At 43.5% G+C, this 25377-nt stretch carries 28 protein-coding genes and 1 tRNA gene; 10 read left to right on the forward strand and 19 right to left on the reverse strand.

The features are described 5' to 3' along the window. Positions 1–116: 116 nt before the first annotated feature. The 19 genes from NE638_RS09445 to trmB all read right to left on the reverse strand — a co-directional run bounded on the left by NE638_RS09445 (position 117) and on the right by trmB (position 13930). Entirely contained in the window at positions 117–500 is a 384-nt protein-coding gene (locus tag NE638_RS09445) for a hypothetical protein (protein ID WP_173746082.1), read from the reverse strand. Positions 501–662: 162 nt separating this feature from the next. After that, positions 663–1673, reverse strand: a complete 1011-nt coding sequence (locus NE638_RS09450; RefSeq protein ID WP_173746083.1) for a helix-turn-helix domain-containing protein — start codon at positions 1671–1673, stop codon at positions 663–665. Between the two features lie 149 nt (positions 1674–1822). Then, positions 1823–2011: a hypothetical protein gene (locus NE638_RS09455; protein ID WP_005342828.1), complete on the reverse strand. Its 189-nt coding sequence runs from the start codon at positions 2009–2011 to the stop codon at positions 1823–1825. A 54-nt stretch (positions 2012–2065) separates the two neighbouring features. Then, complete coding sequence (locus tag NE638_RS09460) at positions 2066–2362, reverse strand: hypothetical protein (protein WP_256137153.1); 297 nt, start codon at positions 2360–2362, stop codon at positions 2066–2068. Between the two features lie 25 nt (positions 2363–2387). Then, a complete protein-coding gene (locus tag NE638_RS09465; protein ID WP_244094821.1) occupies positions 2388–2948 on the reverse strand; it encodes a hypothetical protein in 561 nt (186 codons plus the stop codon). A 46-nt stretch (positions 2949–2994) separates the two neighbouring features. Beyond that, complete coding sequence (locus NE638_RS09470) at positions 2995–3300, reverse strand: hypothetical protein (RefSeq protein WP_173746084.1); 306 nt, start codon at positions 3298–3300, stop codon at positions 2995–2997. Between the two features lie 106 nt (positions 3301–3406). Further along, on the reverse strand, positions 3407–4501 hold the full coding sequence (locus NE638_RS09475; protein WP_173746085.1) for a DUF6017 domain-containing protein: 1095 nt from the start codon (positions 4499–4501) through the stop codon (positions 3407–3409). Positions 4502–4525: 24 nt separating this feature from the next. Continuing rightward, positions 4526–5392: a ParB/RepB/Spo0J family partition protein gene (locus NE638_RS09480; RefSeq protein ID WP_173746086.1), complete on the reverse strand. Its 867-nt coding sequence runs from the start codon at positions 5390–5392 to the stop codon at positions 4526–4528. Next, positions 5382–6188 carry a ParA family protein gene (locus NE638_RS09485; RefSeq protein WP_173746087.1) on the reverse strand — a complete coding sequence of 269 codons (807 nt, stop codon included), beginning with the start codon at positions 6186–6188 and terminating at the stop codon, positions 5382–5384. The genes NE638_RS09480 and NE638_RS09485 overlap by 11 nt, the downstream gene beginning before the upstream one ends. After that, complete coding sequence (locus NE638_RS09490; RefSeq protein ID WP_173746088.1) at positions 6160–6552, reverse strand: plasmid mobilization protein; 393 nt, start codon at positions 6550–6552, stop codon at positions 6160–6162. The genes NE638_RS09485 and NE638_RS09490 overlap by 29 nt, the downstream gene beginning before the upstream one ends. Positions 6553–6555: 3 nt before the next feature. Beyond that, positions 6556–7635: a site-specific integrase gene (locus NE638_RS09495; RefSeq protein WP_173746089.1), complete on the reverse strand. Its 1080-nt coding sequence runs from the start codon at positions 7633–7635 to the stop codon at positions 6556–6558. 2 nt (positions 7636–7637) lie between these two features. Further along, positions 7638–7835: a helix-turn-helix domain-containing protein gene (locus NE638_RS09500; RefSeq protein ID WP_009244013.1), complete on the reverse strand. Its 198-nt coding sequence runs from the start codon at positions 7833–7835 to the stop codon at positions 7638–7640. Continuing rightward, the gene (locus tag NE638_RS09505) at positions 7832–8050 is read right to left on the reverse strand and encodes a hypothetical protein (RefSeq protein WP_055227196.1); all 219 of its coding nucleotides are present in this window, start codon (positions 8048–8050) and stop codon (positions 7832–7834) included. Before NE638_RS09505 ends, NE638_RS09500 begins: the two co-directional genes overlap by 4 nt. Next, entirely contained in the window at positions 8043–8270 is a 228-nt protein-coding gene (locus NE638_RS09510) for a DNA-binding protein (protein WP_118064625.1), read from the reverse strand. Before NE638_RS09510 ends, NE638_RS09505 begins: the two co-directional genes overlap by 8 nt. Positions 8271–8660: 390 nt before the next feature. Further along, a complete protein-coding gene (gene guaA / locus NE638_RS09515; RefSeq protein ID WP_021652384.1) occupies positions 8661–10238 on the reverse strand; it encodes a glutamine-hydrolyzing GMP synthase in 1578 nt (525 codons plus the stop codon). A gap of 120 nt (positions 10239–10358) precedes the next feature. Then, positions 10359–11900 carry an alanine/glycine:cation symporter family protein gene (locus tag NE638_RS09520; RefSeq protein ID WP_173746090.1) on the reverse strand — a complete coding sequence of 514 codons (1542 nt, stop codon included), beginning with the start codon at positions 11898–11900 and terminating at the stop codon, positions 10359–10361. A gap of 810 nt (positions 11901–12710) precedes the next feature. After that, a tRNA-Lys gene (locus NE638_RS09525) sits at positions 12711–12783 on the reverse strand. A 94-nt stretch (positions 12784–12877) separates the two neighbouring features. Next, on the reverse strand, positions 12878–13051 hold the full coding sequence (locus NE638_RS09530; RefSeq protein WP_173746091.1) for a hypothetical protein: 174 nt from the start codon (positions 13049–13051) through the stop codon (positions 12878–12880). Between the two features lie 222 nt (positions 13052–13273). Further along, the gene (trmB, locus tag NE638_RS09535) at positions 13274–13930 is read right to left on the reverse strand and encodes a tRNA (guanosine(46)-N7)-methyltransferase TrmB (protein WP_173746092.1); all 657 of its coding nucleotides are present in this window, start codon (positions 13928–13930) and stop codon (positions 13274–13276) included. 695 nt (positions 13931–14625) lie between these two features. On the opposite strand from trmB, the gene NE638_RS09540 reads away from it, so the two are divergent. The 10 genes from NE638_RS09540 to NE638_RS09585 all read left to right on the forward strand — a co-directional run bounded on the left by NE638_RS09540 (position 14626) and on the right by NE638_RS09585 (position 25335). Beyond that, a complete protein-coding gene (locus NE638_RS09540) occupies positions 14626–14946 on the forward strand; it encodes a hypothetical protein (RefSeq protein WP_021653134.1) in 321 nt (106 codons plus the stop codon). 19 nt (positions 14947–14965) lie between these two features. Then, positions 14966–16009 (forward strand): V0D/AC39 family V-type ATPase subunit, encoded by a 1044-nt coding sequence (locus NE638_RS09545; protein WP_021653135.1) that lies wholly within the window; start codon positions 14966–14968, stop codon positions 16007–16009. A gap of 18 nt (positions 16010–16027) precedes the next feature. Then, complete coding sequence (locus NE638_RS09550) at positions 16028–17968, forward strand: V-type ATP synthase subunit I (protein ID WP_044962505.1); 1941 nt, start codon at positions 16028–16030, stop codon at positions 17966–17968. A 67-nt stretch (positions 17969–18035) separates the two neighbouring features. Further along, positions 18036–18467, forward strand: a complete 432-nt coding sequence (locus tag NE638_RS09555) for an ATP synthase subunit C (protein WP_015525392.1) — start codon at positions 18036–18038, stop codon at positions 18465–18467. A gap of 1 nt (position 18468) precedes the next feature. Further along, positions 18469–18777 carry a V-type ATP synthase subunit F gene (locus tag NE638_RS09560; RefSeq protein WP_021653137.1) on the forward strand — a complete coding sequence of 103 codons (309 nt, stop codon included), beginning with the start codon at positions 18469–18471 and terminating at the stop codon, positions 18775–18777. Between the two features lie 12 nt (positions 18778–18789). Further along, positions 18790–19377, forward strand: a complete 588-nt coding sequence (locus NE638_RS09565; protein ID WP_173746093.1) for a V-type ATP synthase subunit E — start codon at positions 18790–18792, stop codon at positions 19375–19377. Beyond that, the gene (locus NE638_RS09570) at positions 19370–21139 is read left to right on the forward strand and encodes a V-type ATP synthase subunit A (protein WP_015525389.1); all 1770 of its coding nucleotides are present in this window, start codon (positions 19370–19372) and stop codon (positions 21137–21139) included. Before NE638_RS09565 ends, NE638_RS09570 begins: the two co-directional genes overlap by 8 nt. 15 nt (positions 21140–21154) lie before the next feature. Beyond that, positions 21155–22537, forward strand: a complete 1383-nt coding sequence (locus NE638_RS09575) for a V-type ATP synthase subunit B (RefSeq protein WP_015525388.1) — start codon at positions 21155–21157, stop codon at positions 22535–22537. Positions 22538–22549: 12 nt separating this feature from the next. Then, complete coding sequence (locus NE638_RS09580; RefSeq protein WP_059086266.1) at positions 22550–23173, forward strand: V-type ATP synthase subunit D; 624 nt, start codon at positions 22550–22552, stop codon at positions 23171–23173. An 830-nt stretch (positions 23174–24003) separates the two neighbouring features. Next, complete coding sequence (locus NE638_RS09585) at positions 24004–25335, forward strand: MATE family efflux transporter (protein WP_173746094.1); 1332 nt, start codon at positions 24004–24006, stop codon at positions 25333–25335. Positions 25336–25377: the final 42 nt, after the last annotated feature.

Here is a 25377-nt window from a genome sequence, read left to right on the forward strand (position 1 = left end):
AAGAAAAATATCTATTTTTTGTCTTTTAGGTATTGACTATAACTAGCTGGTCTTTTTTCAAGCGTTAAATTTAAATTTTCCTGTTATACAAACTGGGAGTTGTCCTTATGCCAAGTTTACTTGTCAATCACAAAATAAGCAATCACCATTACCAAAGAAATGGTCAATCCTATATAAAACTCGGGGAATGCTAATCGAATGCTATTCTGTAAACTAACTTCACCAGTGACAGTCAATGTATGCCAGGTGAGGAATTTATATATTTCGGAGACCACAATCCCAATCACGCTTAATGCGCCTAAACTTTTACTAACAACTCGTTTCTTGAAGGGAAACCATACTCCTAAAACAAACAAAATGACAGACACTATTCCAATAGGATTGAGCAGATTTATCAAGCCGGTAATTTCCTGTACACCTTTTAATCCGCCATATTGGTTAAATAACATTGGTAATAAACTGATCAGAAACGCTATTGATAGAATTATTTTCTTTTTCATCCATTCACACTCCTTCGCCAAATCACGATTTTAATGTTTCTATTATACCATAATGATACTATTATAAAAAAGGAAAAAGAGCTCCTTCGAGCTCTTTTGATTCAGTTCTGTAAACTTGAATTTCTGGATGCGTATAATATGCGAAAAAAACTTAACTCCATCTTAAATATAGCGCTGAGTTTCACTGCCATTCTTTAACACCATTTTCACCACACCAAGCAATGCTGCAAACAAAACACCAGCAACCGGCCATACAATCCATGTAATATCCCAGCTCATCGTCCAGAAGCTCCATGCAAGGTAAATCGCTGTAGTCAAGCACCAATATACACCAGAAAACGTGTCAGTCTTTTTCTTAAACAGTTTTTCTTCTTTTGTATATTCGCCTTCCTGAAGAAGGGTATCGTAACTGCTTTTTACCATCCCAACACGAACCAACAGATTCACTCCTATTGCAAGTATGAATAGCAGCAATCCAACGGAAAGGCCGCAACAATAGTCAGATGTTTCCATGGCTCCGGCAATAATTGTCGGAATCACTGCCAGTATACAAAGCACTACCCCAACAGCTGTTCCTCTGATAAAAATCGGTTCATAGGAATCTTTTTTTTCTCGTACTATTCCAGATACACCATACTCTGTTTCAAAGCATTCTTTTTCAAAATGTTCCATATGTGATTCTCGCATTCCATATGTAATAAACAAAAAGACGGCTGCCGCAACCATTCCAAGCAAAAAAACACATCCAAATACTGTTGCCAGAGATTCCGAAACATGAAATACGCCATCTTCTGCCATTGTCACAAGAACAATCAATAATATTGGACTTGAGATACACATACTTGTTGCGTTTGCCACTACTTTGGATCCATTTCTTTTCATGTCAAGAAATTCATTTGCATTCTCCATAGTTACTTTTTTCAACGGTTCTGCATAGCTTTCAGTACTTTCGTGATAGGTGATATTTTCTGCTTTCATTTCATCTTTTAATAGGTAATCTGTACTAACACAAAATAGCTCCGACATCTGTAAAATTCTTTGCAAATCTGGAACAGCTCCTGCACTTTCCCACTTAGATACTGCCTGTCTGGATACGCCCAACTGATTGGCTAGTTCTTCCTGTGACCATCCATTCTTTTTTCTTTCTTCTGTAATCTTATCAGCTAAAATCATTTTTTTCTCCTTTTGCAGATTTTATGAGCTCAATATAACAGTTTTGCTGTTTGCATTCCACCATTTCAGGCTGTAAATCTGTCAACCAGCAGTTGCAAATCACAAAAGAACTCTATGAATTCCGATTTTCCAACAATACAAGCAGGAAATTATTTATCATCTGTATTGTTTTCCTTTTTCTTATGAGTCGAACCCAAGCAAAGAAATGAAGAACCAAGACATAACCATACTATAGCCATAGAACTTTCATTTCCACTCGTAAAGCCAATAGCTGACGCTATGAAAAACAGAACTGATGCAATGTAAAATAAGATTGATTTGTTTATCCCTTTTTTCATAAATAAGCATCTCCTGCAAACAAGAATTTATCTAACTGTTTTATGAATTAAAATCTACTGATTGTAATGATACAACACTTCTTTTCCATGCCTTTCAGCATACTCAATTTCTTTTTTCACAGATGTTCCAATATAACCATCCATATTTACAACATATATTCCATCACTTAAATCTATTTTTCTGTAATGAGCATCTGCAAGTTTTAAAAGTTCATCTTCAGTTGGAACAATATTATCTTCACAATAAACACATTGTAATATATTATATCCTTTGCTTATTTCAAGGTCATAAGCAATTTTTTTCATATCTTCGGCAAATTTCATGCTTCCACAAATTGTATAAGTTTTCACCCAATCACCTCATCAAATTCCGATTTCACGATATCATTTCTAATACAGATTTTACCGTATTTTTTAGATTCAGTCCATCTTTTAATCCCAGTCGGTAGAAAAACTCTTCTGTATCTGCTCCACTACTGAAAATTACGTTACAGTATTCCGTAATCACTTCTTCCTGTTCTGGGGATAACGTTTCCAGTAATTCCTGGTATTTCTTATCAATCTCACTTACCGGCTCTTTATCCTGATTTAACTTCCATTCTGAATATGCCTTTCCCATATGCTCTGTAATTGTCAGATTCACAAATTCCTGCACTTCCTCTTGTATGGTACTCGTAGATTCCTGCTTTTCTTTCTTTTTATCATTTGATTTTTCAAGTGTCGTGTCATCAATATAACGGATAATTTCTCGAATATTTGACTTCATTGACTGCAGATATCCTTTCATCAGCACAACTACTTTTCTAGTATCCGATTCTTCGGTTTCTTTTTCCAGCATATAAAACTCTTCCAGCTCTTTCAGTAGATCTATCCCTGATTTCATCTGAAATTCTACATCCAGTAAATCGTCCATCACTTTATATAATTCTTCCATCATCTATTTTTGCCTTTCTATGTATAGCATACTCAAAAGTTTTCCACCATCATCCCAGGATAAAATCCTGTAATCCACATTTCACAACTTCAATCACTGCAACGATCCCCATACCTATATGTGGGAGTAGAACAAACACTACTGTCGTAATAATCGCTGATTTCATTGTCCAGTCCGTACTGATTCCAAACCCAATGCTCAAGACTTCTGTCACAACAGATATGCCGGCTATCAGATAGCAGAATCCAACGGATAATCCAACCAGGAACACCAGCACAATATTCACCGCTGCAAGTACCAGCCAAACAGGAGCTGCAATAATTCGAAATGGCAGTTTTATCAAAAATCTCAACATACTTCTTTCTCCTCACTTTGTGCCCAGTGGGCACAAGGTTATTTTACCATATCTACCGGATATGACTATCTCTTTTTAAACTTCGTGCCCAGTGGGCACAAAGTTCTTACCCGTCAGGAATATCCTTGCCCCAGTACATGTCATGTCGAACTTCAGCATCATAAAACTGATTGATCGTTGCTGGAGCATTATACAACACCGTCAACATATACTGCCGGATATTCTTCACTTTGCTTGTACTCCTGTCAAGACTGAAAAACACATACTGGATGTGTTCATACCCGACTTTGAGCAAACGGCTCTTGACCACTTGTGTAGGCACAGCTTCCCCATTGATCTGTTGATATGGCTTTGTCGAACATATTGCATCCAGCATCAGCTCTACCAGCTCTTCTACTTGTCCAGTTCCATAGCTCTGACAAAGAATCGCATATTCGATATTGTCATGGATTAACTGTCGATACTCATTTCTCTCCTGTATCCTATCTTTCCCTCTCTCTTGTTCAGATAGATATTGATAAGATTCATTCTCGTTAAATTCAGTATAATTATATTCAGTATTATTACAGTTTGTTTTTGAAACTTCTTGAAGTTTGTTTTCTAAACTTCTTGAAGTTTGTTTTTCAAACTCCTTGAAGTTTGTTTTTGAAACTTCTTGAAGTTTATTTTTCAAACTTCCTGAAGTTTGTTTTTCAAACTTCTGTGTATTTACGGGCTTTTCCGGCTCTTTTTTCGCATATTCTTCTATTTCTGTCTCTGTATTTTCTTTTCTCTCTGCTACATTTTCCGGTGTTTCTTCCGAATCAAAGATTGCTGGCTCATCTGGATATTCTGTCAGGCTGAAATTTTTCACGTAAATAACATTTGTTTTTCCGAGTCCGATTCGCCTCTTCTCAATCAATCCAATCCCTTTTTCCTGATCCAGCTCTTTCAGACAATTCACAGCCTTATTCCTGCCACAGTTAAGCATTTCCATAATCTCTTCCACCGAAAAGAAAATATATGCCCTGTCCTCTTCATCAAACCACCGGTTCTTGATGGACAGCGACATCCGATCTAACATCAGTCCGTACAGCACCTTTGCTTCACAGGAGAGATTTTTAAAATATTCACTTGTAAACAGCAGTTTGGGAATACGATAAAAACTGTACATATCGCATTCCATTCCTTGAAAATAATGGAATGTTGCTCTTATACTCATGACACATCCCTCCCTTCGTACTTATCAATGATTCTGATTGCTCCATTCCTCCAAAAGCTGACATATAACAGTCCGTATCTTCTGTTCATCATATTCTGGAGGAAAATACTTCTTAATTTCATCCTGTTTTAATGTTACCGTTGTTTTCTTTTTACGCTCTCCTATAATCAGGAGCCGCACAATCTCTTTTGTCAGCGTTTTTTCTTCTCGATGTTGCCTTATTTTTTTTGCCTGTTCCAGGCTTGGATATTTTCCGGTACTCTTATGCACTTCTTCCACCATCTCCTGTTCTGGAACCGTAAGATAGGAAAGCTCTACACCTACCTGCAATCCGATCACATCACGATCTACTGCGTTTAATAGGTCATTCATCAGATAAGTAAGCCGGATATAGCGATACACCTGCCTTGCACTGTCATTTGCGTTCTTTCCAATGTCTTTCGCACTGATACCGCCTGATGTTCCCTGATGATTCATTGCTTCCATCTTCATACGGTAAGCAAATGCCTTTTCACTTGGGAGTATATTAGGTCTCTGCAGATTGCTGTCTACCATCGCACGAACAGCTGTATCTTGATCCATATTTCTGATAATAACTGGAACCTCTTTAAGACCAGCAAGTTGTGCCGCATGTCTCCTTCTGTGACCGGCGATGATTTCATATTCACCATCACCCAGCGGTCTGACCAGTAATGCTGTAAGGATTCCCTCTTCTTTCACACTTTCCACCAGTTCCGCCATTGCCTCATCATCATTTACTTGAAATGGATGGTTCTCGAAAGAATGTAAATGCTCAAGTGAAACCTGCTGGATATCATTCGTTTCTTCTCCTCCGCCAAGTAATTCATCATAAGATGTCAGTTTTATCTTCGATGCACTTCTACCTTTCATCCAAAAGCACCTCCTGTGTCATCTGCCAATATGCAGCCGCTACTTTTCCTTTTGGATCATGCTCAAATATGCTGATCCCTTCTGCACTGATCTCAGCTGCTCGTACTGAAAACGGAATACTCTGTGGAAAAATCTTAATCTGGTTTCCATATGTATCAAAAATCAGATCAGATATATCTCTTGCATAGTTCGTTCGGTTATCCACCATTGTGATCAATATGCCGCCAATTTTCAGTTGTTTGTTAAGCTGTCTTCGCACCTTTCCTATCGTCCGTATCAGCTGTTCCAGACCCTTTACAGGAAGATAAGCCGCCTGCACAGGTATGATCACTGCATCGACACTGGCAAGTGCATTGATCGTCAGCATTCCAAGTGATGGCATACAGTCAATCAATATATAGTCGTATTCGTCTCTCATTCTTTCTATATATTGTTTTAAGACAAGTTCTCTGCTCATAATATTTACAAGTGAAACTTCCATTCCAGAGAGTTCGATGTTTGCCGGAATCAGATCAATTCCTTCCTGGTGATGCAAAATTCCCAGTGTTTTTTCAAATGGTTCATCTTCTACAATCTTTGTCAGAATTGTAGCCAGTGTGATCGGTAATTCATCTGGGTTATGATACCCAAGGCTTGCTGTCATACTTCCCTGCGGATCATTGTCAATCACAAGGACTTTCTTCTCTGCTTTTGCCAGTCCGACTGCCAGATTCACGCAACTTGTTGTCTTTCCAACCCCGCCTTTTTGTGAACACAATGCCAGCACTTTACAATCCTTCATTACTTTCTCTTCCATCCTTTTTATCCTCCCATAAATAACTTGAACCCTTCAGCATCCATAATGCTGCTTCCAAAAATGCAAGATACCGTTCTGTCATACTATCAAGAGCCGGTTCTGAAATAACTGGTTTTTCAGACTTCAAATCTTTTGCCACATCCTCCAAAACCAAATTCATTTCCTTCATTTCTGACCGGATAATCTCAACCGTTTCTTTCTTACCAACAACACATACATGATTGTAGATACATGACCGGACAATATAATCCTGCTTTTTCATTCCACTCACTTTCACACGTTCTTCAATCGTTGCTTTTTCATAAGAATTCACCCGAAAAGAAATGGTCGTTGTGTTGTGTTTTCCATGTCTGTCACCAGCCATCGCTTATTCCTCCTCTTCCTCATGCTTCTTATCCAGCAAACCTGCTAATTTACTCTGCGTAGACGGATACAGATGCGAATAGGTATTCAACGTGGTTTCCACCTTTTCATGTCCAAGGCGTTCTGCAATCTCCAATGGAGCCACTCCCATATCCACCAGCATACTGGCATGAGAATGGCGGAGATCATGCAAACGAATCCTTTTTACACCTGATTTTTCAATTCCAGCCGCCATACAATGCTCCATATGGGATTTTGTAAAGTGAAACAAACGCTCATTTTTCATAATTCCGTACAGATGGCTGCAATACTCTCGGAACTCATCCGTCAGGAAATCTGGCATGGTTATAATCCTGATACTTTTCGGTGTTTTCGGCTGTGTTATCACATCTTTTCCTTTTAATCGCTGATAAGATTTCGTAATGGAGATGGTCTTCTCCTCAAGATTGATGTCGTCATAAGTAAGGGCAAGCAATTCACCGATGCGCATTCCGGTCCAGTACAACAGAAGAAACGCCATTCTTGTCTCCGGTTTATCACTTACTGTCTCCAGAAAATCATTGAACTCTTCCTGCATCCAAAAGTCCTTCGGTTCTCCTTTGCTCTTGCCTATCGCTCCTGCCTTCCTGCAGGGATTATCCTGCAGGTTATAATATCGGATAGCATAGTTGAAGATTGCAGTCAGCTGACAGTTGATTGTTTTCAAATACGTCTGCGAATAGCCTTTTCCATTCTTATCCTTATACATCAACAACTCATTTTGCCATGCACGTACATCTGCCACCGTAATCTCACTAAGAATCTTTTTCTCAAAATACGGTCTGATCTTCAAGTCAATGATGTAACGCTTTGTATACATGGTGTGTTCCCGAAGTCTGACATCCATATCCTTATAGTAGATTTCCAGGAAGTTCCCAAATTCTATATCCACACCTTGGCTCTGTTGCTGAAGGAAGTCTCGCTCCCACTCTTTTGCTTCACCTTTGGTTCGGAATCCTCGCTTTTGTTTTCTCTTTTGGTTGCCCTGCCAGTCTTTATAATAGACCTGAACTTTCCAGTTCTTTCCTTCTTTGTAAACACCCATTGCTAATCCTCAACCTTCATTCCATAAATCTTTTCTGCCAAAAATTTGGTAGAGATTTTTCCAGCTACTACAATATAGCCTTTTGCTTTCAACTCCTTGTTGTACTCTCGCATCAAATTGTAAGCATACGCTTTAGAAACACCAAGAATTGCACACACATCATCCACATCCATATACATTTTTTCCTGCACTATACTCATATCGCTTTATCCTCCTTCAAATACTGCTCAACGTGTTCCAGACCATAGATCTTGTCCTCTACATAACGGGTTGGTACCCGACCGAGAATCACATAATAGTTCTTACTTGCCAGATCGGCGTTCATTCTTTCCACCACCCGGTAAGCAAAAGAAACTGATAACTCAAAGAGTTCGGCAATGTCTTCCACTGATAAATACATTTTTCTTTTACGCATGAAACCATTCCTTTCCTTCTTCCTGAGGAATCTCACAAGTATCTTCCACTCCATAGAAACGCTTCACAAAATACTTTGTCGGAACTTTTCCTCTAAGCGTCAGATATCCCTGGTCTTCCAGCTCCTTGTTCAGATTTCCAATGATCTCATAAGCCGATGTCTGTTTTACCTCCAGAAGTTCACATATATCGGCTGCCTTTAAAAATAATTTGTTCTGCATAATCAGTACCTCCTGTGTCTTGAATATTTATCTCTTCATATACTCTGTACTGGCAGATACAAAATCGGACATCATTTTCCGAAATTTTGCAAATTATTTTAATTTCACAGTTTCCATATCTGTTATCGCTGAACCATGGAGTTAATATCATTGAAAAAAGGGTATAAAAAAACAGTCTGCCCTGACGGAAAATATTTCCATCAAAACAAACTGTTCTTCATATTCACACTAATTATATTTTCTGAGCATAGCTACTTTTTGCGAAAATCTCAAATAATTCCGGAATGAAAACAACGAAAAAAAATATTTTTTAACTCCATTTGCACTCCACTGGAACATCCAGACAGCCCGCAAAGCCTTTATTTATAGGCTTTTTCGCAATTTAGTCCGCTACTCAAACTCAATCGTTCCAGGCGGCTTACTAGTAAGATCATAGAATACGCGGTTTACGCCCTTAACTTCATTAATAATACGGTTCATCACCTTATTAAGTACTGCATAAGGAATCTCAGCAGACTCCGCAGTCATGAAGTCAATAGTCTTAACGGCGCGGAGCGCCACTGCATAATCGTATGTTCTAAAGTCTCCCATTACACCTACGCTTCGCATATTTGTAAGGGCTGCAAAGTACTGGTTCGGCATCCAGGACGGATCTTCTCCGTGTTCTTTTTTGTAGTCGGCGGCTGCATTGTCGACTTCTTCACGGTAGATGTAGTCTGCATCCTGTACGATGCGTACTTTTTCCTCGGTGACTTCACCGATGATACGGATTCCAAGTCCCGGGCCCGGGAATGGCTGACGGAATACCAGTCTTTCCGGAATTCCAAGTTCAAGGCCAGCTTTACGGACCTCATCTTTGAACAGATCACGAAGCGGCTCAATGATTTCTTTGAAATCAACGAAATCCGGAAGACCTCCTACGTTGTGATGGGATTTGATCACTGCGGATTCTCCACCGAGACCGCTCTCTACAACGTCCGGATAAATGGTTCCCTGTGCAAGGAAATCTACAGCACCGATCTTCTTGGCTTCCTCCTCGAAGATACGGATAAATTCCTCACCGATGATCTTACGCTTCGCTTCAGGCTCTGTAACACCGGCGAGCTTGTCGTAATATCTCTGCTGTGCGTTCACGCGGATAAAGTTCAGGTCAAACTGACCATTCGGTCCGAATACACCTTCAACCTCATCACCTTCATCCTTACGAAGAAGGCCATGATCTACAAATACGCAGGTAAGCTGCTTGCCGATCGCTCTGGAAAGAAGTCCTGCTGCCACGGAGGAATCTACACCACCTGACAGGGCAAGGAGAACTTTTCCATCACCGACTTTCTCGCGGATCTCTTTGATCGTATGTTCAACAAAGGCATCCATCTTCCAGTCTCCGGCACATTCGCAGACACCAAGTACGAAGTTGGACAGCATTGTCTTTCCTTCTACTGTGTGCAGTACTTCCGGATGGAACTGGATCGCATACAGTTTCTTCTCTTCATTCTGTGCAGTTGCTACCGGACAGTCTGCAGTATGTGCAGCGATCTCAAATCCCGGTGCAGTCTGGGAAATATAGTCTGTATGGCTCATCCAGCAGATTGTTTTGTCGGATACATTTTTGAAGATCCTGGAATCTTTCTTATCGATGAGAAGCTCTGTCTTACCGTATTCGCTGACATCTGCCTTCTCAACTTTTCCGCCAAGGACATGCATCATAAGCTGTGCTCCATAGCAAAGTCCAAGTACCGGAATACCAAGCTCAAATAATTCCTTCTGGTAAGTCGGTGAATCTGCCTCATAGCAGCTGTTTGGTCCGCCGGTAAGGATGATTCCCTTAGGATTCATCGCTTTAATCTTCTCAAGATCTGTCTTGTAAGAATAAATTTCGCAATATACATTGCATTCTCTGACACGTCTTGCAACCAGCTGATTGTACTGACCGCCAAAATCAATGACAATAACTAATTCTCTTTTCAAGGCTTTCCTCCTGTTATTTATAACATCTTTAGAATCTGTTACTCATTATAAATGAGTACATGCACTTTTACAATGCTAATTTTATCTCCCGCCGGAATTTTTATTTTCCGGAAAAATTTTTTACTGCTTTTTTGCCTGCTCATCCCAGTAAGCGCAGTCATTTCTTCCAATTACCTCCGATGTAAACGGAGTACCGTCATTCTTCTTATAATGTCTAGTCGCCCGGAAAACATATTTCGCACCGACATAAACGATCGGTACGTTGAAAAATACGATCAGAATATTTCCAAGATCAGAAAATGCCCAGAGATTTCCAAGCTCCAGTCCTGCGATATTACAGAGGATACCAAATGCGGCAACAAAAAGACCGATACAGCGTACAAAATTAATACATATCTTATCCTTGCGGATACGGTTTGCCGCGATCTCGGAAAAGCTGATCATTCCAAGCAGACAGGTAAATGCAAACAGGCAGAAACATAAGGTTACAAGAAATGTAACGATCCCGTTCATTGCAGTTCCCGGAGTCAGCACAGCAATGGACTCCGTATATTTTGGAAGTTTATCAAGAGCCTGCCAGCTTTCCGCATCTGCTCCCGTCCAGCAATGTGCCATAACTACCACAAATCCGGTAAGTGTGCAGATCACAATGGTATCAAGAAAAACTCCCAGAGAAGCGATCACACCCTGCTCACATGGATGCTTTGCGTCAGCTGCTGCCGCTGACATGGTGATCGTTCCCTGACCAGCCTCATTGGACATCAGGCCTCGTTTTACGCCCTGTGCAAGAACCGTTCCAAAAACACCTCCAAAAAATGCATCCGGCTTAAAGGCTCCTGCAAACACGCTTCCGAAGAAATACGGAATACGGGTAAAATTCAATATGATAAGAAGTAACACTACTACCATATAGAGCACCGCCATCACCGGCACCATCATATCTGTCCATTTGGATACTTTTTTGATTCCGCCAAATGCGATAACTGCTGTGAGGATTACGATCAGCGTACCTACTATATAATAGAAGGCTGATCCGCTTGGGATGGTTTTTCCGGTTACGATCTCTGCCATGCGTCCTACTGATGAAACAACGTTAAAGCCCTGTGCCGGCAAACAGCAAAGCGCATACAGAATATACAATACCGAAAGAAAAACGCCGATCCATACCTTATTTCCAAGAAGCTTTCTCCCATAAAAAGGAAGACCTCCTACGAACTCATCGTCCTTCTTCTCCTTGAAAATCTGAGCAAGGACACCCTCCATGTATGCAACTGCCATCCCGAAAAACGCAGATATCCACATCCAGAACAGGGCCCCCGGTCCACCCACTGCAATAGCACCTGTTACGCCCAGGATATTTCCCGGTCCTACACGCATAGCTGAACTCAGAAAAAACGATGCAAGCGGCGAAATTCCTGTTTCCACAACACGTTTCTCCGTCATGGTCCTGATTCCTTTTTTAAAGTAAGTCACCTGCATAAAACCGATCCTGAAACTGAAAAAAATCCCGGACCCAAGAAGTAATATGATCGCAAAGGATATATTTCCCAGAATCGGGATACTGCTGTACCAGTCAAAATTCGTGGGGAACTCCCACAGAAAATCAGACAGTGGACCGATAAAGCTGAACACTCCATTGATCGCCTCAAACACTTTCTCCATAGCCATCTCCTCCCTTTTCATCTGAATACCTCAGAATTGAACCATCTTTCCGGATATCACATTTTCCGCTGGACATAAAATATAGATATATTCATTTATACCCCTCCGAAAAATTTCCGCACCTGTTCATATAACATGTGTACCACATCCATCCTCGTTCATTTCCCCTCCGGATTTTTATGCTATGGTTTATTATACCGTATCGGCTTAAAAAAGTCTTATTTATTTTCACTATTTTTGTACAAATTTCAGAATTTTCTATTCTTACAAGCCCCACCGACTGCTATTGCTTTTCGCCCCGCAGGGGACTTACTTGATCCGAGTCAAGCGGATATTCGCAATCCGCTTCGCTACGCGGCTCTACACCGAATAACTTTTTCGCAGTTTATCAGACTTTATAAGATATTTAGACTTTCCTCACAAATTTTTAAAACGCTTCTCACAGTTCCATCACATTTTGACGGTATATTATTAATCAAATAAAGCACAAAGCTTTTTCATCTTATAGATCATTACTTATTTTTCTTTTCATACTCTGCCGGGTCCCTTCCAAGACCCGGCCCTCCTTTTTATCTTCTTACAAACTCCCATAGTATACCATCCTTTCTTTATTCAAAAGGATCTATACCTATAATCATGGTGTCTATATTAGACATTCTGATTCTATCTGATGATCGACATTTTCATCTCGGTCCATTTACTCCGCATTACTTCACGCCCAGATATCCTTATCCCCTCTTAAAACCCACATAAACACAACAAAAAAACACCGTCCCCGCAGCTCTATATCTGCAAAAACAGTGCCTTTAGTGCGTCTTCAGGGGTTCGAACCCTGGACACCCTGATTAAGAGTCAGGTGCTCTACCAACTGAGCTAAAGACGCTTATTTAATTATTTGTCTTTCGTTTTTTGTTTCGTTCGTTCCTCAAGACATGTTGTATTATACGTTATGATTTGAAGAAAGTCAACACCTTTTTTTAATTTTTTTTATTTTTTTCTTTTTTATTTTTTATATCTTCATTTGATGCAATTTTGTTCAGTGATTTTTCTATTTCTGACAGCGAATTTCTGATCTGAAATGCCTGTCTTTTGACGCCGCGTTTTACACTGTTGAGATTTCGACGGAATGAGTTAGATTTTCTTTTTTTCAAACCTTATCTTCCCCTCTTTCTTTATACAGATCAGGCAGCTTCTCCTGCAGATTCATTCATATATTCCTGCCTGACGCTCCCTCTTATTTATTATATGAAAACAGGCCGATCTGTTTACAGATCAGCCCGATAAAACAACCTTCTATATTAATGCAGAATATCTATGCGCCAGATAAGCTTTGATATCAGATACCTTCTGAAAACCACTTAACCTTACCTCTTCTATTTTTGTCTGATCACCATCTTACAGATCGGATTGCCCATGGAAGAAAACTTCTCCTCATACTCCGTCATCACATTTCCCTTCACCAGCTCCTCATCATGATGAAGATCAAACGTACAAACCTCCAGGTTCCAGTCAGACTCCTTCACCTCTTCCAGGGAAAATTCAAACAATCCACGGTTATCTGTCTTAAATTCCACAGTACCCTCTTTTTTCAGGACCTGCTCATACCTCTTCAAAAACTCCCTGGAAGTCAGTCTTCTCTTGGCATGACGGGCCTTCGGCCACGGATCGGAAAAATTCAGATAAATCCCATCAACCTCATCCTTCTCAAAAATCTCCGGCAAAAGCCTTGCATCCACACGGATGAACACCAGATTTGAAAACTTCTCCCCGGCCTCCTCAAGCTCCTCCCTCTTCTGAAGTGCCCGAAGCAGCACACTGTCATACATCTCGATCCCAACATAATTCCTCTCAGGATGCAGCCGCGCCATATCCATCAGGAAACGCCCTTTTCCCATACCAACCTCAAGAAAAAGCGGTCTCTTCTCCCCAAAAACACTCGACCATTCCCCTTTAAACTTCTCCGGTTCATCAATCACCCAGTCACACTCCAAAATCGCATCCTTCGCCCCGGGAATATTACGTAATCTCATAAATAACCTCCAAATTAATCTTCCTATAATATACAAATCAAATAACTACCTCTCGCAGCCAGCAAAAGCAGTCTATAACAATTCCCCAAACCAATGAAACCACTATAATACATCCGCCACCAGCCACACAAACCAGAATACCTGCACAAATCCAAAAAAATCATCATTCCTCTTCCAGAATATCCGATAAAACACCCTGTACAATGCATCCCAATATTCAACTATACATGTAACCCCCACCCCGCCGCAAGCAAAAAATAAAAAAAATCCTCAACCAAGCAACAGCAACGCGCCTCGCCGTCCACCCCCAACACCATCCGCATCCATATACACATCCCCTCAAACAGGCGACAGCAACGCGCCTCGCCGTCCACATCCAGCACCATCCGCATCCACACACATCGGCTCAACCTCACACATCCAACACAGCAGCATACATACACAAGTCAACAACCTCACACCACCACAACCAAGAACTCCTAAAAAAAAGCCCGAGGGGTGTGCAGAGGGGCCATGGCTTTATGGCCCCTTTGCGGTTTTCCTCTTTTCCCACAAAAACCCCAAAAAATATCTTTTTACCCACATTTCCCTCAAAAGTTTGCAGAAAAATTAACAAAATTTTAGTTGTTTTTACCATAAAAAAGGTGTATCATATAAAAATCAATTATAAACAATAAACAAACAAGGAGGGCGCTATGGAACAAATCCTAAATAAGCTTTCGGAAATCGAAGCTACAGCCAATGCCATCATGCAGGACGCTGCGCGACAGAAACAGGCTCTCTCGGAAGAAGCAGAAAAACAGACGAAGGAATTCGACGCTTCACTTGAAAAAGAAACCAGCGACGAGATCCGAAAGATCCGTGAAGATCTGGCCCGCGAGAAAGACGCCCGGATCAATGAGCTTCGTGCAGAAACCGAAGACCAGCTATCCAGGCTGGATGCCTATTACGAAGCCCATCACGAAAGTCTTTGCAGTGAGCTGTTTCAGAAAATAACAGGCATTACCGAAACCTGAAGGGAAAGGAAGTGATTCAATGGGCTCTGTCCTCTCATACAGCGGACTCTCCACCAAGATCCGCGCCATGCAGAGCAGGCTTGTGACAGATGAGCAGCTGGAAGAAATCGTTCAGCTTCCCAATGTCCCCCAGGTAACAGCCTACCTGAAACGGACTCCGGAATATCAGAATATCTGGTCCGGTCTCGATGAAAATGATCTTCACCGCGGACAGATAGAAAAACTCCTGAAGAAATCCATCTTCCTGAATTTTTCAAGGCTTTACCACTTTGCAAATCAGGAACAGCGAACGTTCCTGTCACTTTACTCGAAGCGTTATGAGATCCGCGTCCTGAAAGAAATCATGACGAATCTCTTTGACCACCGGGACACCGATCCCGTAGATATTTCTCCCTACCGCGATTTTTTCAGACATCATTCCAAGCTGGACATTGACAGGCTTACCGCCTGCACCAATATGGATGAATTCATTGCGGCACTGAAGGGAAATGATTTTTTTATTCCGCTGTCTCAGGTCAACGAACGTGGAAATGCCACGCTTTTTGACTTCGGCATGGCACTTGACCTTTCGTATTTTTCACAGATCTGGAATGTGCGGAAGAAGCTTTTCAAAGGTAACGATCTGAAACAGATCACCAAGGCTTACGGTGAAAAATTCGATATGCTGAACCTGCAGTTCATCCAGCGCTCCAAACGCTGCTTTCAGATGGAACCGGCTGCTATTTACGCATTGCTGGTCCCCATGAACTACAAGCTCCGCAAAGAGGAGATCACCACCCTTGTGGAGGCCCCTACACCAGAAGAGTTCCGTCGTATCTTCAATGGAACTTATTATGGTAAGAAATACGAACAGCTGACCGTCGCCAGTCTGGAAGAATTTTATAACTATATTCTTCGCAGCATACTGGAACAGGAAGCACGCAAGGATCCCTATTCCGTAGCAGTCATCTATTCCTATTTATATCACAAAGAACATGAAGTCAACCGTCTGACCATTGCCCTTGAATGCGTGCGCTATGGCGTGGACCCAGAACAATCCCTGCGTTATATACGCAACGGTTAATAACCAGGAGGTAGCAACGTGATTGAAAAAATGAATTTTCTAAGCATCACCGGTCCCAAGGCAGATATCGACCGGGTTGTAAACACCTACCTGTGCAAGTACGAGATCCATCTGGAAAACGCTCTCTCAGAGCTGACCACAGTAGAAAGTCTGACGCCTTTCCTGGATGTCAACCCCTACAGAGATGCCTTAAATTCCATCAATACCATTTATGAGGAGCTGAAAACTCCTCCGTCCACTTCCAACAGAAGCCCGGGTATTGAAACAGCACTTTCCACAGTAAAGGAGATCCGCTCCCAGGCGGATCAGCTCCAGAAGGAACAGTCCGAACTGGAAGAAAAATGTTCCTCTCTGGAAGAGTCACTGCGGATCATACGTCCCTTCCGAAATATTGATTATGATATTTCATCCATACTTCATCTGAAGTATATCCATTTTCATTTCGGACGTATCGAGAAACAGTATTATGAGAAATTCAAGAAATATATTTACGACAATCTGAACACGATCTTCCTTAAATGCGATGAAGATGACCAATACGTCTGGGGCGTTTACTTCGTACCGAAGCATGATGCGCACAAAATTGATGCCGCCTACTCTTCTATGCACTTTGAAAAGATCTTTGTGCCGGATAATTATACCGGAACTGCCCAGCAGGCATTTTCAAGCGTAAGCAAACAATACGAGGATGCCCTGAAGCATCTGGAAGCACAGAAACAGAAATACCAGAGATTTCTTGCGGATCAGGCAGAAACCATCGTTACCGCCAGAAACACACTTCTTCAGTTTTCCAGAAATTTCGATGTCCGGAAAGCGGCTGCCTGCACCGGAAAGCATGAGAATTTCTATATTCTCTGCGGATGGATGACAGAAGCCGACACCAGAGCTTTTCAAGCCGATATCTCATCCGACGAAAAAATCTTCTGCCTGGTAGACGGAGAAGATACCAATACGCCGGAACACGACCAGAACCATCAGCCGCCGACCAAGCTGAAAAACCCGAAGCTTTTCAAGCCCTTTGAAATGTATGTAAAAATGTACGGACTTCCCGCCTATGGCGAGATGGACCCCACCTGGTTTGTTGCCATCACCTACTCCTTTATTTTCGGAGCCATGTTCGGTGATGCAGGACAGGGACTCCTGCTCTTTATCGGAGGATTGCTCCTGTACAAGCTGAAGCATATCGATCTTGCCGGAATCATCAGCTGCGCCGGAGTCTTTTCCACATTTTTCGGTCTGATGTTCGGAAGTATCTTTGGATTTGAGGATGTCATACCTGCTCTGTGGCTGCGGCCTGTGGACAGTATGACGACCATACCTTTTATCGGAAAACTGAATACCGTATTTATCGTTGCCATCGGCTTCGGCATGGGAATCATCCTCCTATGTATGGTTTTCAACATCATCAATTCCTTTAAGACGCATGATGTTGAAAAAACCTGGTTTGACACCAACGCTGTGGCAGGACTTGTATTTTATGGCTCCGCAGTTCTCTGCATCGGACTCTTTGTATCCGGACATGCAGTTCCGGGTGGTGCAGTCCTTGCCATTATGTTTGGTTTACCGCTGCTTCTTATTTTCTTCAAGGAGCCTCTTACAAACCTGGTAGAAAAAAAGGCCGAGGTTATGCCAAAAGAAAAAGGCATGTTTATCGTACAGGGTATCTTTGAACTGTTCGAGGTTATCCTGAGCTACTTTTCCAATACACTCTCCTTCGTGCGTATCGGTGCTTTTGCAGTCAGCCACGCAGCTATGATGGAGGTTGTACTTATGCTTGCAGGCGCAGAAAACGGCAGTCCGAACTGGATCGTCATCATTCTCGGAAACCTGTTCGTATGCGCTATGGAGGGCCTGATCGTAGGTATCCAGGTACTCCGTCTGGAATATTACGAAATGTTCAGCCGTTTTTACAAGGGCAGCGGACGGAAATTCGAGCCGTTCTGCTCAAAAAACAAATAAAATGCCAAAGTCGGAACGCATTCTGATCCGGGCATTCAATTAAACGAATATTAAGGAGGTCATCATCATGACAGTCATTACACAGATCACAATCGCAGTTGCACTTGTACTCAGCATCATTCTTCCATTTGGTTATTATCTTCTCGGCGAAAAAAGCCGCGGCCGCTACAAAACAGCTCTTGGTGTCAACGCCTTTTTCTTCTTCGGGATCATGCTTGTTGCCATTGCAGTAACATTTGCAGGCGGAGCTTCCGTACAGGCTGCTACAGGCGCTGACGCAGGCCTTGCAACAGGTATGGGTTATATCGCAGCAGCACTTGTTACCGGACTTTCCTGTATCGGTGGTGGTATTGCCGTTGCCAGTGCGGCAAGCGCAGCACTTGGAGCAATCAGTGAGGATCAGAGCATCCTTGGTAAATCTCTTATCTTCGTAGGTCTTGCCGAAGGTGTTGCTCTTTATGGACTGATCATCTCCTTCATGATCCTGGGTAAACTTTGATATGAAAATGTATCTGATCAGTGACAATATTGATACTCTGACAGGAATGAGACTGGCCGGTGTAGAGGGTGTGATCGTTCATGAGCACGACGAGCTGAAAGAAGCTCTGGAGCGCACCATCGCAGACAAAGAGATCGGAATCATACTCCTGACCGAAAAATTCGGCCGGGAGTTTCCTGAGATCATTGATGATGTCAAACTTCATCACAAAACACCTCTCATCATTGAAATTCCTGACAGACATGGTACCGGCCGCAGACCTGATTTCATTACATCTTATGTAAATGAGGCCATCGGATTAAAATTATAGGCAGGTGATATTATGACAATTGAAGAGAAGCTTAAACACTTCTATGACACCTCCGTGGACGAAGCACGCCGTCAGGCGGAAAAAGATGTCCAGGAACACAAGGAAGCCCTGGATGCCGCATTGGAGGAACATAAAAAAATGTCTCTGGGAAATGCTGCCAGTTCCCGCAAAGCCGAGATCGCAAACGCAAAGCGTGAGATCAACAAGGCACTTTCCGCAGAGCAGCTTCACATCCGGCGAAACTGGACTGCCAGACAGAGCCGCTTAAAAGAAAAACTTTTTGCAGATGTCCGGGTACAGATCCTGAAATTCATGGAATCTCCCCGCTATGAAGAATATCTTTGTACAAAGATCGAGGAAGCTGTCTGCTTCGCGGAACACGATGAGATCCAGATCTATCTTTCAAAAGAAGATGAACCCCGTCTGAAGTCTCTCACTGTAAAGACCGGTTTCCCGCTGAAGGTTTCCGATGAATCCTTTATCGGCGGGATCAAGGCGATAATCCCTGAAAAAAATATCCTCATCGACAATTCCTTTGAGGAAGGCTATCAGGCAGCTTACAGAGAATTCAAATTTGACGGAGGTCCAGCACATGAGTAAAACAGGTATTATCTACGGTGTTAACGGTCCTGTTATCTACCTCAAGGGCGACACCGGCTTCAAGATCTCCGAGATGGTCTATGTAGGCCCTGAAAAACTGGTTGGAGAAGTCATCGGTCTTAAGAAACATATGACGACCATACAGGTTTTTGAGGAAACTACAGGGCTGAAACCCGGAGAAACTGTTATCGGAACAGGAGACGCTATTTCCGTTCTCCTTGGTCCGGGAATCATCCACAATATTTTTGATGGTATCCAGAGACCTCTGGCAGAGATTGCCCAGGCCTCTGGAAAATATATTTCCCGTGGTGTCAGCGTTGACTCTCTTGACACAGAAAAAAAATGGGAAACCCACATTACCGTAAAGGAAGGTGACGTCATCGGCGCAGGCACGGTTATTGCCGAGACACAGGAAACCGCCTCCATCCTTCACAAATCCATGGTTCCGCCCACGATCACACACGGAACCGTTATCCATGCAGCTCCTGACGGTGCCTATACCGTTCTGGAGCCCATTGTTACCATCCGCCTTGATGACGGAACTGAAAAAGAACTGGCACTTGCCCAGAAATGGCCAATCCGTGTTCCACGGCCGACCTACAAGCGTTTCCCGGCCAGCGTTCCGCTCCTTACCGGTCAGCGAATCCTGGATACCCTTTTCCCTATTGCCAAGGGAGGCACTGCCGCAGTTCCCGGCGGATTCGGAACAGGAAAAACCATGACACAGCACCAGATCGCCAAGTGGTCTGACGCAGATATCATCATCTACATCGGCTGTGGCGAGCGTGGAAACGAGATGACACAGGTTCTTGAGGACTTCAGCAAGCTGATCGACCCGAAATCCGGAAACCTGATGATGGACCGTACCACACTGATCGCCAACACCTCCAACATGCCGGTTGCAGCCCGTGAGGCTTCCATCTACACAGGTGTTACACTTGCGGAATATTACCGTGATATGGGTTATGATGTAGCGATCATGGCAGACTCCACATCCCGATGGGCCGAGGCTCTCCGTGAGCTTTCCGGACGTCTGGAGGAGATGCCTGCAGAGGAAGGCTTCCCTGCATATCTGGCAAGTAAGCTTTCCGCCTTCTATGAGCGCGCGGGAATGATGCAGAACCTGAACGGAACAGAGGGTTCCGTATCCATTATCGGTGCAGTTTCCCCTCAGGGTGGTGATTTCTCCGAGCCGGTCACACAGAATACCAAACGTTTTGTCCGCTGTTTCTGGGGACTGGACAAGGCTCTTGCCTATGCCCGTCACTTCCCTGCCATCCAGTGGCTGACCAGCTACAGCGAATATCTGGAGGACCTGACTCCCTGGTACAGAGAGCATGTCTCCCCGAAATTCGTTTATGACAGAAACCAGATCATGGCTATCCTCAACCAGGAAAGCTCTCTTATGGAGATCGTCAAGCTGATCGGAAGCGATGTTCTTCCGGATGATCAGAAGCTGACGCTGGAGATCGCCAGGGTTATCCGTCTGGGCTTCCTGCAGCAGAACGCTTTTCACCAGGAGGACACCAGTGTTCCTATGGAAAAGCAGTTCCTGATGATGGAAACCATCCTCTATCTCTACGAAAAGTGCCGTGCCCTTGTAAACCGTGGCATGCCGGTTTCCGTGCTGAAGGAGGATAAGATCTTTGAACGTATCATCGCCATCAAATACGAGGTTCCAAATAAAGAGCCGGAGCGTTTTGATGAATATCATAAAGATATCGACCGCTTCTACGACAATGTACTGGAAAGAAACGGTTAAAGGAGGGATCAGTTTATGGCAATCGAATATCTTGGCCTGAGTGAAATAAACGGCCCTCTTGTTGTCCTTGAGGGTGTAAAAAACGCATCTTACGAGGAGATCGTGGAATTCCACATGGAGGACGGCACTCAAAAGATCGGCCGTATCGTGGAAATCTATGAGGACAAGGCCGTTATCCAGGTTTTTGAGGGAACTGACAATATGTCCCTCGGCAATACACACACACGTCTTACCGGACATCCTATGGAAATCGGGCTTTCTCCTGAGATCCTGGGACGTACCTTTAACGGTATCGGCCAGCCCATTGACGGGCTTGGCGAGATCACACCGGAGGTCAGCCTGAACATTAACGGGCTTCCGCTGAATCCGGTAACACGTGAATATCCACGAAACTATATCAACACCGGTATCTCCGCTATTGACGGACTGACCACACTGATCCGCGGCCAGAAGCTGCCGATCTTTTCCGGTAACGGTCTTCCACATGATAAGCTGGCTGCACAGATTGTTCAGCAGGCTTCCCTGGGAGCAGACTCCGATGAAAAATTCGCCATTGTTTTTGCGGCAATGGGTGTGAAATACGACGTAGCGGAATTCTTCCGCAGGACCTTCGAAGAAAGCGGTGCGTCCGACCACGTTGTGATGTTTTTGAACCTTGCAAACGATCCGGTTGTAGAGCGTCTTCTGACACCGAAGATTGCCCTCACTGCCGCTGAGTATCTTGCTTTTGAAAAAGGCATGCATATCCTGGTAATCCTGACTGATATCACCTCCTTCTGTGAGGCCATGCGAGAGGTTTCCTCCTCCAAGGGTGAAATCCCTTCCCGAAAGGGTTATCCCGGATATCTGTACAGTGAGCTTGCAACCCTTTACGAGCGTGCGGGAATCGTCCGTGGCGGCACCGGTTCTGTAACCCAGATCCCAATCCTGACCATGCCAAACGACGACATCACACACCCGATCCCCGACCTTACCGGATATATCACAGAAGGCCAGATCGTACTGGACCGCCAGCTTCACGGTCAGGCGATCTATCCGCCGATCAATGTTCTGCCATCTCTGTCCCGTCTGATGAAGGACGGTATCGGTGAAGGCTTCACACGTGCCGATCATCAGGATGTTGCCAACCAGCTCTTCTCCTGCTACGCAAAGGTAGGCGATGCAAGAGCTCTGGCATCCGTTATCGGTGAGGATGAGCTTTCTCCGCTGGATAAGCAGTACCTTGTATTCGGAAAAGCCTTCGAGGCAGAATTTGTAGGACAGTCAGAAACAGAGAATCGAAGCATCATCGAAACTCTGGATAAGGGCTGGGAGCTTCTTGGCCTTCTTCCAAGAGAAGAGCTCGACCGTATCGATACCAAAGTTCTGGATCAGTATTACAGAGAAACCGTCCGTTAGTGAGGTGATTTTATGGATCCGAATACCTTTCCCACCAAGGGAAATCTCATACTTGCAAAAAACTCTCTGGCTCTTTCCAAACAGGGCTATGAGCTTATGGACAAAAAGCGTAATATCCTGATCCGTGAAATGATGGAGCTGATCGATCAGGCAAAGGATATCCAGTCACAGATCGATGAGACCTTCCGTACCGCTTATGCGGCTCTTCAGAAGGCAAATATGGAAATCGGAATCGCTTTCGTAGACCAGATTTCTCATACCGTTCCTGTGGAAGATTCCATCCGGATCAAAACCAGGAGTGTCATGGGAACCGAGATCCCTCTTGTGGAATATGACAAAAAAGCAGGCAACACGCCGACCTACGCCTACTACAGCACCAAGCTGTCCCTAGACGAGGCCAAGGCAGCCTTCGAGCGTGTAAAGGAGCTGTCCATCCAGCTCTCCATGATCGAAAACGCCGCCATCCGTCTTGCCACCAACATCAAAAAAACCCAGAAGCGTGCCAATGCGCTGAAAAACATCACCATCCCCAGATATGAAACTCTCACCCGAGATATCACCAATGCTCTGGAAGAAAAAGAGCGTGAAGAGTTTACACGTCTGAAGGTGATCAAACGTATGAAACAAAATAGTTAAAAAAATCCTCCGCAGATCTTTCCGGTTCTGCGGAGGATTTTTTGGTTATCCACATTTATCCACACCTGAAATTGACTTTTCAACACCTTGCAGTGATCGTTTTAACTGGGCACTGTTCTTTTTTATCCTCATTTCCATACATCCGATAGTCCCCTTTTTAAATAGATTAGTTTTTCAAGAATTCATTTACTATTATCTGATTATTTGTTTTTATTCTTTTATATTATGTCTTTTTTGCAATAAATTTTATGATATTTAGAATTTAAAAATGTCAATAGTTTTAAAAACTTTTTTCCCATTTTTTACAATTTTATCATTTTACACAAAACATATGTTTAAATTTATTTATGTAAATCAGGTCATCCACATGGTTATCCTTGTGGATAATGTGGATAAATTTGTGCATAACTTGATTATTGGCGGATTTGCGGATTTTTGTCATGTGGAAAACTTTTTGGAAAGTTTTTCACTTATCCACCATGGTTCGACAAGTTTTGTGCATATTGCCAGAACGACCTTTTCAGGGCTGATATTGCCCTTATCCGCACGCACCTGTCTAATGTTGCCAATCCTCTCCGATTTTATATCAAGCCTTTCTTTTTGCAGCTTTTTATGGTATTTCTCATGCGTGCGGTCTTGACATCAGCACTGTTTTTTGTTAATGTGAAAACACTAAAACAACGTGTGGATTTTTCAGTTTTGAACTTTTTTCGCCACACAATCTGTCCGATTCGAAAAGACAGATTGTGTGGCTTTTATTATGCACAAAAAACACGCTCTGTTTTCCGCACCTGATATTCTTACGATTCTGATATAAAGGGGGATTTTTCATGAACAGCACATTTATGAAGGAAAAGCCTGTCGGCCCGCTGCTGGCATCCATGGCTCTGCCTATGGTCTTTTCCATGCTTGTAAACTCACTATACAACATTGTGGACAGCTTCTTCGTGGCACAGATCAGCGAGCAGGCCATGACCGCCCTGTCCCTTGTCTATCCGATCCAGAACATGATCAACGCCGTTGCCATTGGCTTCGGAATCGGAATCAACGCCAGAGTTTCCTATCACCTTGGCGCAGGCGACAAAAAAATGGCAGACACTGCCGCAACCCACGGATTTTTTCTGTCTGTGATCCACGGGATCCTGATGACCGTGATCAGCATCGCTGTTATGCCCGTATTCCTTCAGATGTACACCCAGGATGAAACCGTGATCCGGATGGGGCTGGAGTATTCTACCATCGTTTTCCTGTTTTCCACAATAATTGCCATCAGCCTTTTCTTCGAAAAACTTTTCCAGGCTGTAGGACGGATGAAAGTATCCATGCTCGCCCTACTTGTGGGATGTATCAGCAACATCATCCTGGACCCGTTCCTAATCTGGGGAATCGGCTTTTTCCCGAAGCTGGGTATCCGGGGCGCAGCTCTGGCTACTGGCATCGGCCAGGTGCTCACCATTGCGGTCTATATGGTCTTTTATATCCTGAAGCCTATTCCTGTACGTGTAACGCCCAAAGCCCTGAAAACAAGCAAAGAAACGGATCTGAGCCTGTATGCCATCGGTGTTCCCGCGATCCTAAACCTGGCACTGCCCTCGTTTCTGATCTCTTTTCTGAACTCCGTGCTGGCCGCTTACTCGGACAGCTATGTGGTGATCCTTGGCATTTATTACAAACTGCAGACCTTCCTGTATCTCCCGGCCAACGGAATCATCCAGGGAATGCGCCCGCTGATCGGCTACAACTTCGGTGCCCGTGAGATGAAGCGTGTGAAAAAAATCTTCCGGCTCACCCTGGAGTCCAGCTGTGTGATCATGCTCTTTGGAACCGTTATCTGCCTCCTGGCATCCGGACAGCTTATGGGACTTTTCACAACTACCCCGGAAACCATTGCCGCTGGCTCCAGAGCACTGAAGATCATCAGCGCCGGCTTTCTTGTTTCTGCTGTATCCGTTACCACTTCCGGTGCCATGGAAGGCCTTGGAAAAGGCACGCAGTCCCTTGTAATTTCCCTTTTCCGCTATGTGGTCGTTATCATGCCCACCGCATATCTTCTGTCCCATTTTATGGGTCCTGATGGCGTGTGGAACGCATTCTGGATCACAGAGGTGTTTACAGCCATCGTTTCTGTCATGATTTATCACAAAACGTTGAAAAAAGCCTGAGAATGCAAATGTCCGGCCCACCGGTCTGTTTGCAGCCACCTG

Source organism: Blautia sp. MSK.18.38 (genome assembly GCF_024460535.1).
Taxonomy (GTDB): Bacteria; Bacillota; Clostridia; order Lachnospirales; family Lachnospiraceae; genus Blautia_A; species Blautia_A fusiformis.

Coding starts and splice junctions, on each gene's coding strand:
- trmB (WP_173746092.1), bottom strand. CDS start 13,930: ATGAGATTACGTAATATTCCCGGGGCGAAGGATGCGATTTTGGAGTGT.
- NE638_RS09490 (WP_173746088.1), bottom strand. CDS start 6,552: ATGGCTGGTGACAGACATGGAAAACACAACACAACGACCATTTCTTTT.
- NE638_RS09580 (WP_059086266.1), top strand. CDS start 22,550: ATGGATCCGAATACCTTTCCCACCAAGGGAAATCTCATACTTGCAAAA.
- NE638_RS09495 (WP_173746089.1), bottom strand. CDS start 7,635: ATGGGTGTTTACAAAGAAGGAAAGAACTGGAAAGTTCAGGTCTATTAT.
- NE638_RS09520 (WP_173746090.1), bottom strand. CDS start 11,900: ATGGAGAAAGTGTTTGAGGCGATCAATGGAGTGTTCAGCTTTATCGGT.
- NE638_RS09540 (WP_021653134.1), top strand. CDS start 14,626: ATGGAACAAATCCTAAATAAGCTTTCGGAAATCGAAGCTACAGCCAAT.
- NE638_RS09555 (WP_015525392.1), top strand. CDS start 18,036: ATGACAGTCATTACACAGATCACAATCGCAGTTGCACTTGTACTCAGC.
- NE638_RS09575 (WP_015525388.1), top strand. CDS start 21,155: ATGGCAATCGAATATCTTGGCCTGAGTGAAATAAACGGCCCTCTTGTT.
- NE638_RS09450 (WP_173746083.1), bottom strand. CDS start 1,673: ATGATTTTAGCTGATAAGATTACAGAAGAAAGAAAAAAGAATGGATGG.
- NE638_RS09570 (WP_015525389.1), top strand. CDS start 19,370: ATGAGTAAAACAGGTATTATCTACGGTGTTAACGGTCCTGTTATCTAC.
- NE638_RS09510 (WP_118064625.1), bottom strand. CDS start 8,270: ATGCAGAACAAATTATTTTTAAAGGCAGCCGATATATGTGAACTTCTG.
- NE638_RS09545 (WP_021653135.1), top strand. CDS start 14,966: ATGGGCTCTGTCCTCTCATACAGCGGACTCTCCACCAAGATCCGCGCC.
- NE638_RS09475 (WP_173746085.1), bottom strand. CDS start 4,501: ATGAGTATAAGAGCAACATTCCATTATTTTCAAGGAATGGAATGCGAT.
- NE638_RS09505 (WP_055227196.1), bottom strand. CDS start 8,050: ATGCGTAAAAGAAAAATGTATTTATCAGTGGAAGACATTGCCGAACTC.
- NE638_RS09565 (WP_173746093.1), top strand. CDS start 18,790: ATGACAATTGAAGAGAAGCTTAAACACTTCTATGACACCTCCGTGGAC.
- NE638_RS09500 (WP_009244013.1), bottom strand. CDS start 7,835: ATGAGTATAGTGCAGGAAAAAATGTATATGGATGTGGATGATGTGTGT.
- NE638_RS09480 (WP_173746086.1), bottom strand. CDS start 5,392: ATGAAAGGTAGAAGTGCATCGAAGATAAAACTGACATCTTATGATGAA.
- NE638_RS09560 (WP_021653137.1), top strand. CDS start 18,469: ATGAAAATGTATCTGATCAGTGACAATATTGATACTCTGACAGGAATG.
- NE638_RS09485 (WP_173746087.1), bottom strand. CDS start 6,188: ATGGAAGAGAAAGTAATGAAGGATTGTAAAGTGCTGGCATTGTGTTCA.
- NE638_RS09465 (WP_244094821.1), bottom strand. CDS start 2,948: ATGATGGAAGAATTATATAAAGTGATGGACGATTTACTGGATGTAGAA.
- NE638_RS09470 (WP_173746084.1), bottom strand. CDS start 3,300: ATGTTGAGATTTTTGATAAAACTGCCATTTCGAATTATTGCAGCTCCT.
- NE638_RS09445 (WP_173746082.1), bottom strand. CDS start 500: ATGAAAAAGAAAATAATTCTATCAATAGCGTTTCTGATCAGTTTATTA.
- NE638_RS09585 (WP_173746094.1), top strand. CDS start 24,004: ATGAACAGCACATTTATGAAGGAAAAGCCTGTCGGCCCGCTGCTGGCA.
- NE638_RS09455 (WP_005342828.1), bottom strand. CDS start 2,011: ATGAAAAAAGGGATAAACAAATCAATCTTATTTTACATTGCATCAGTT.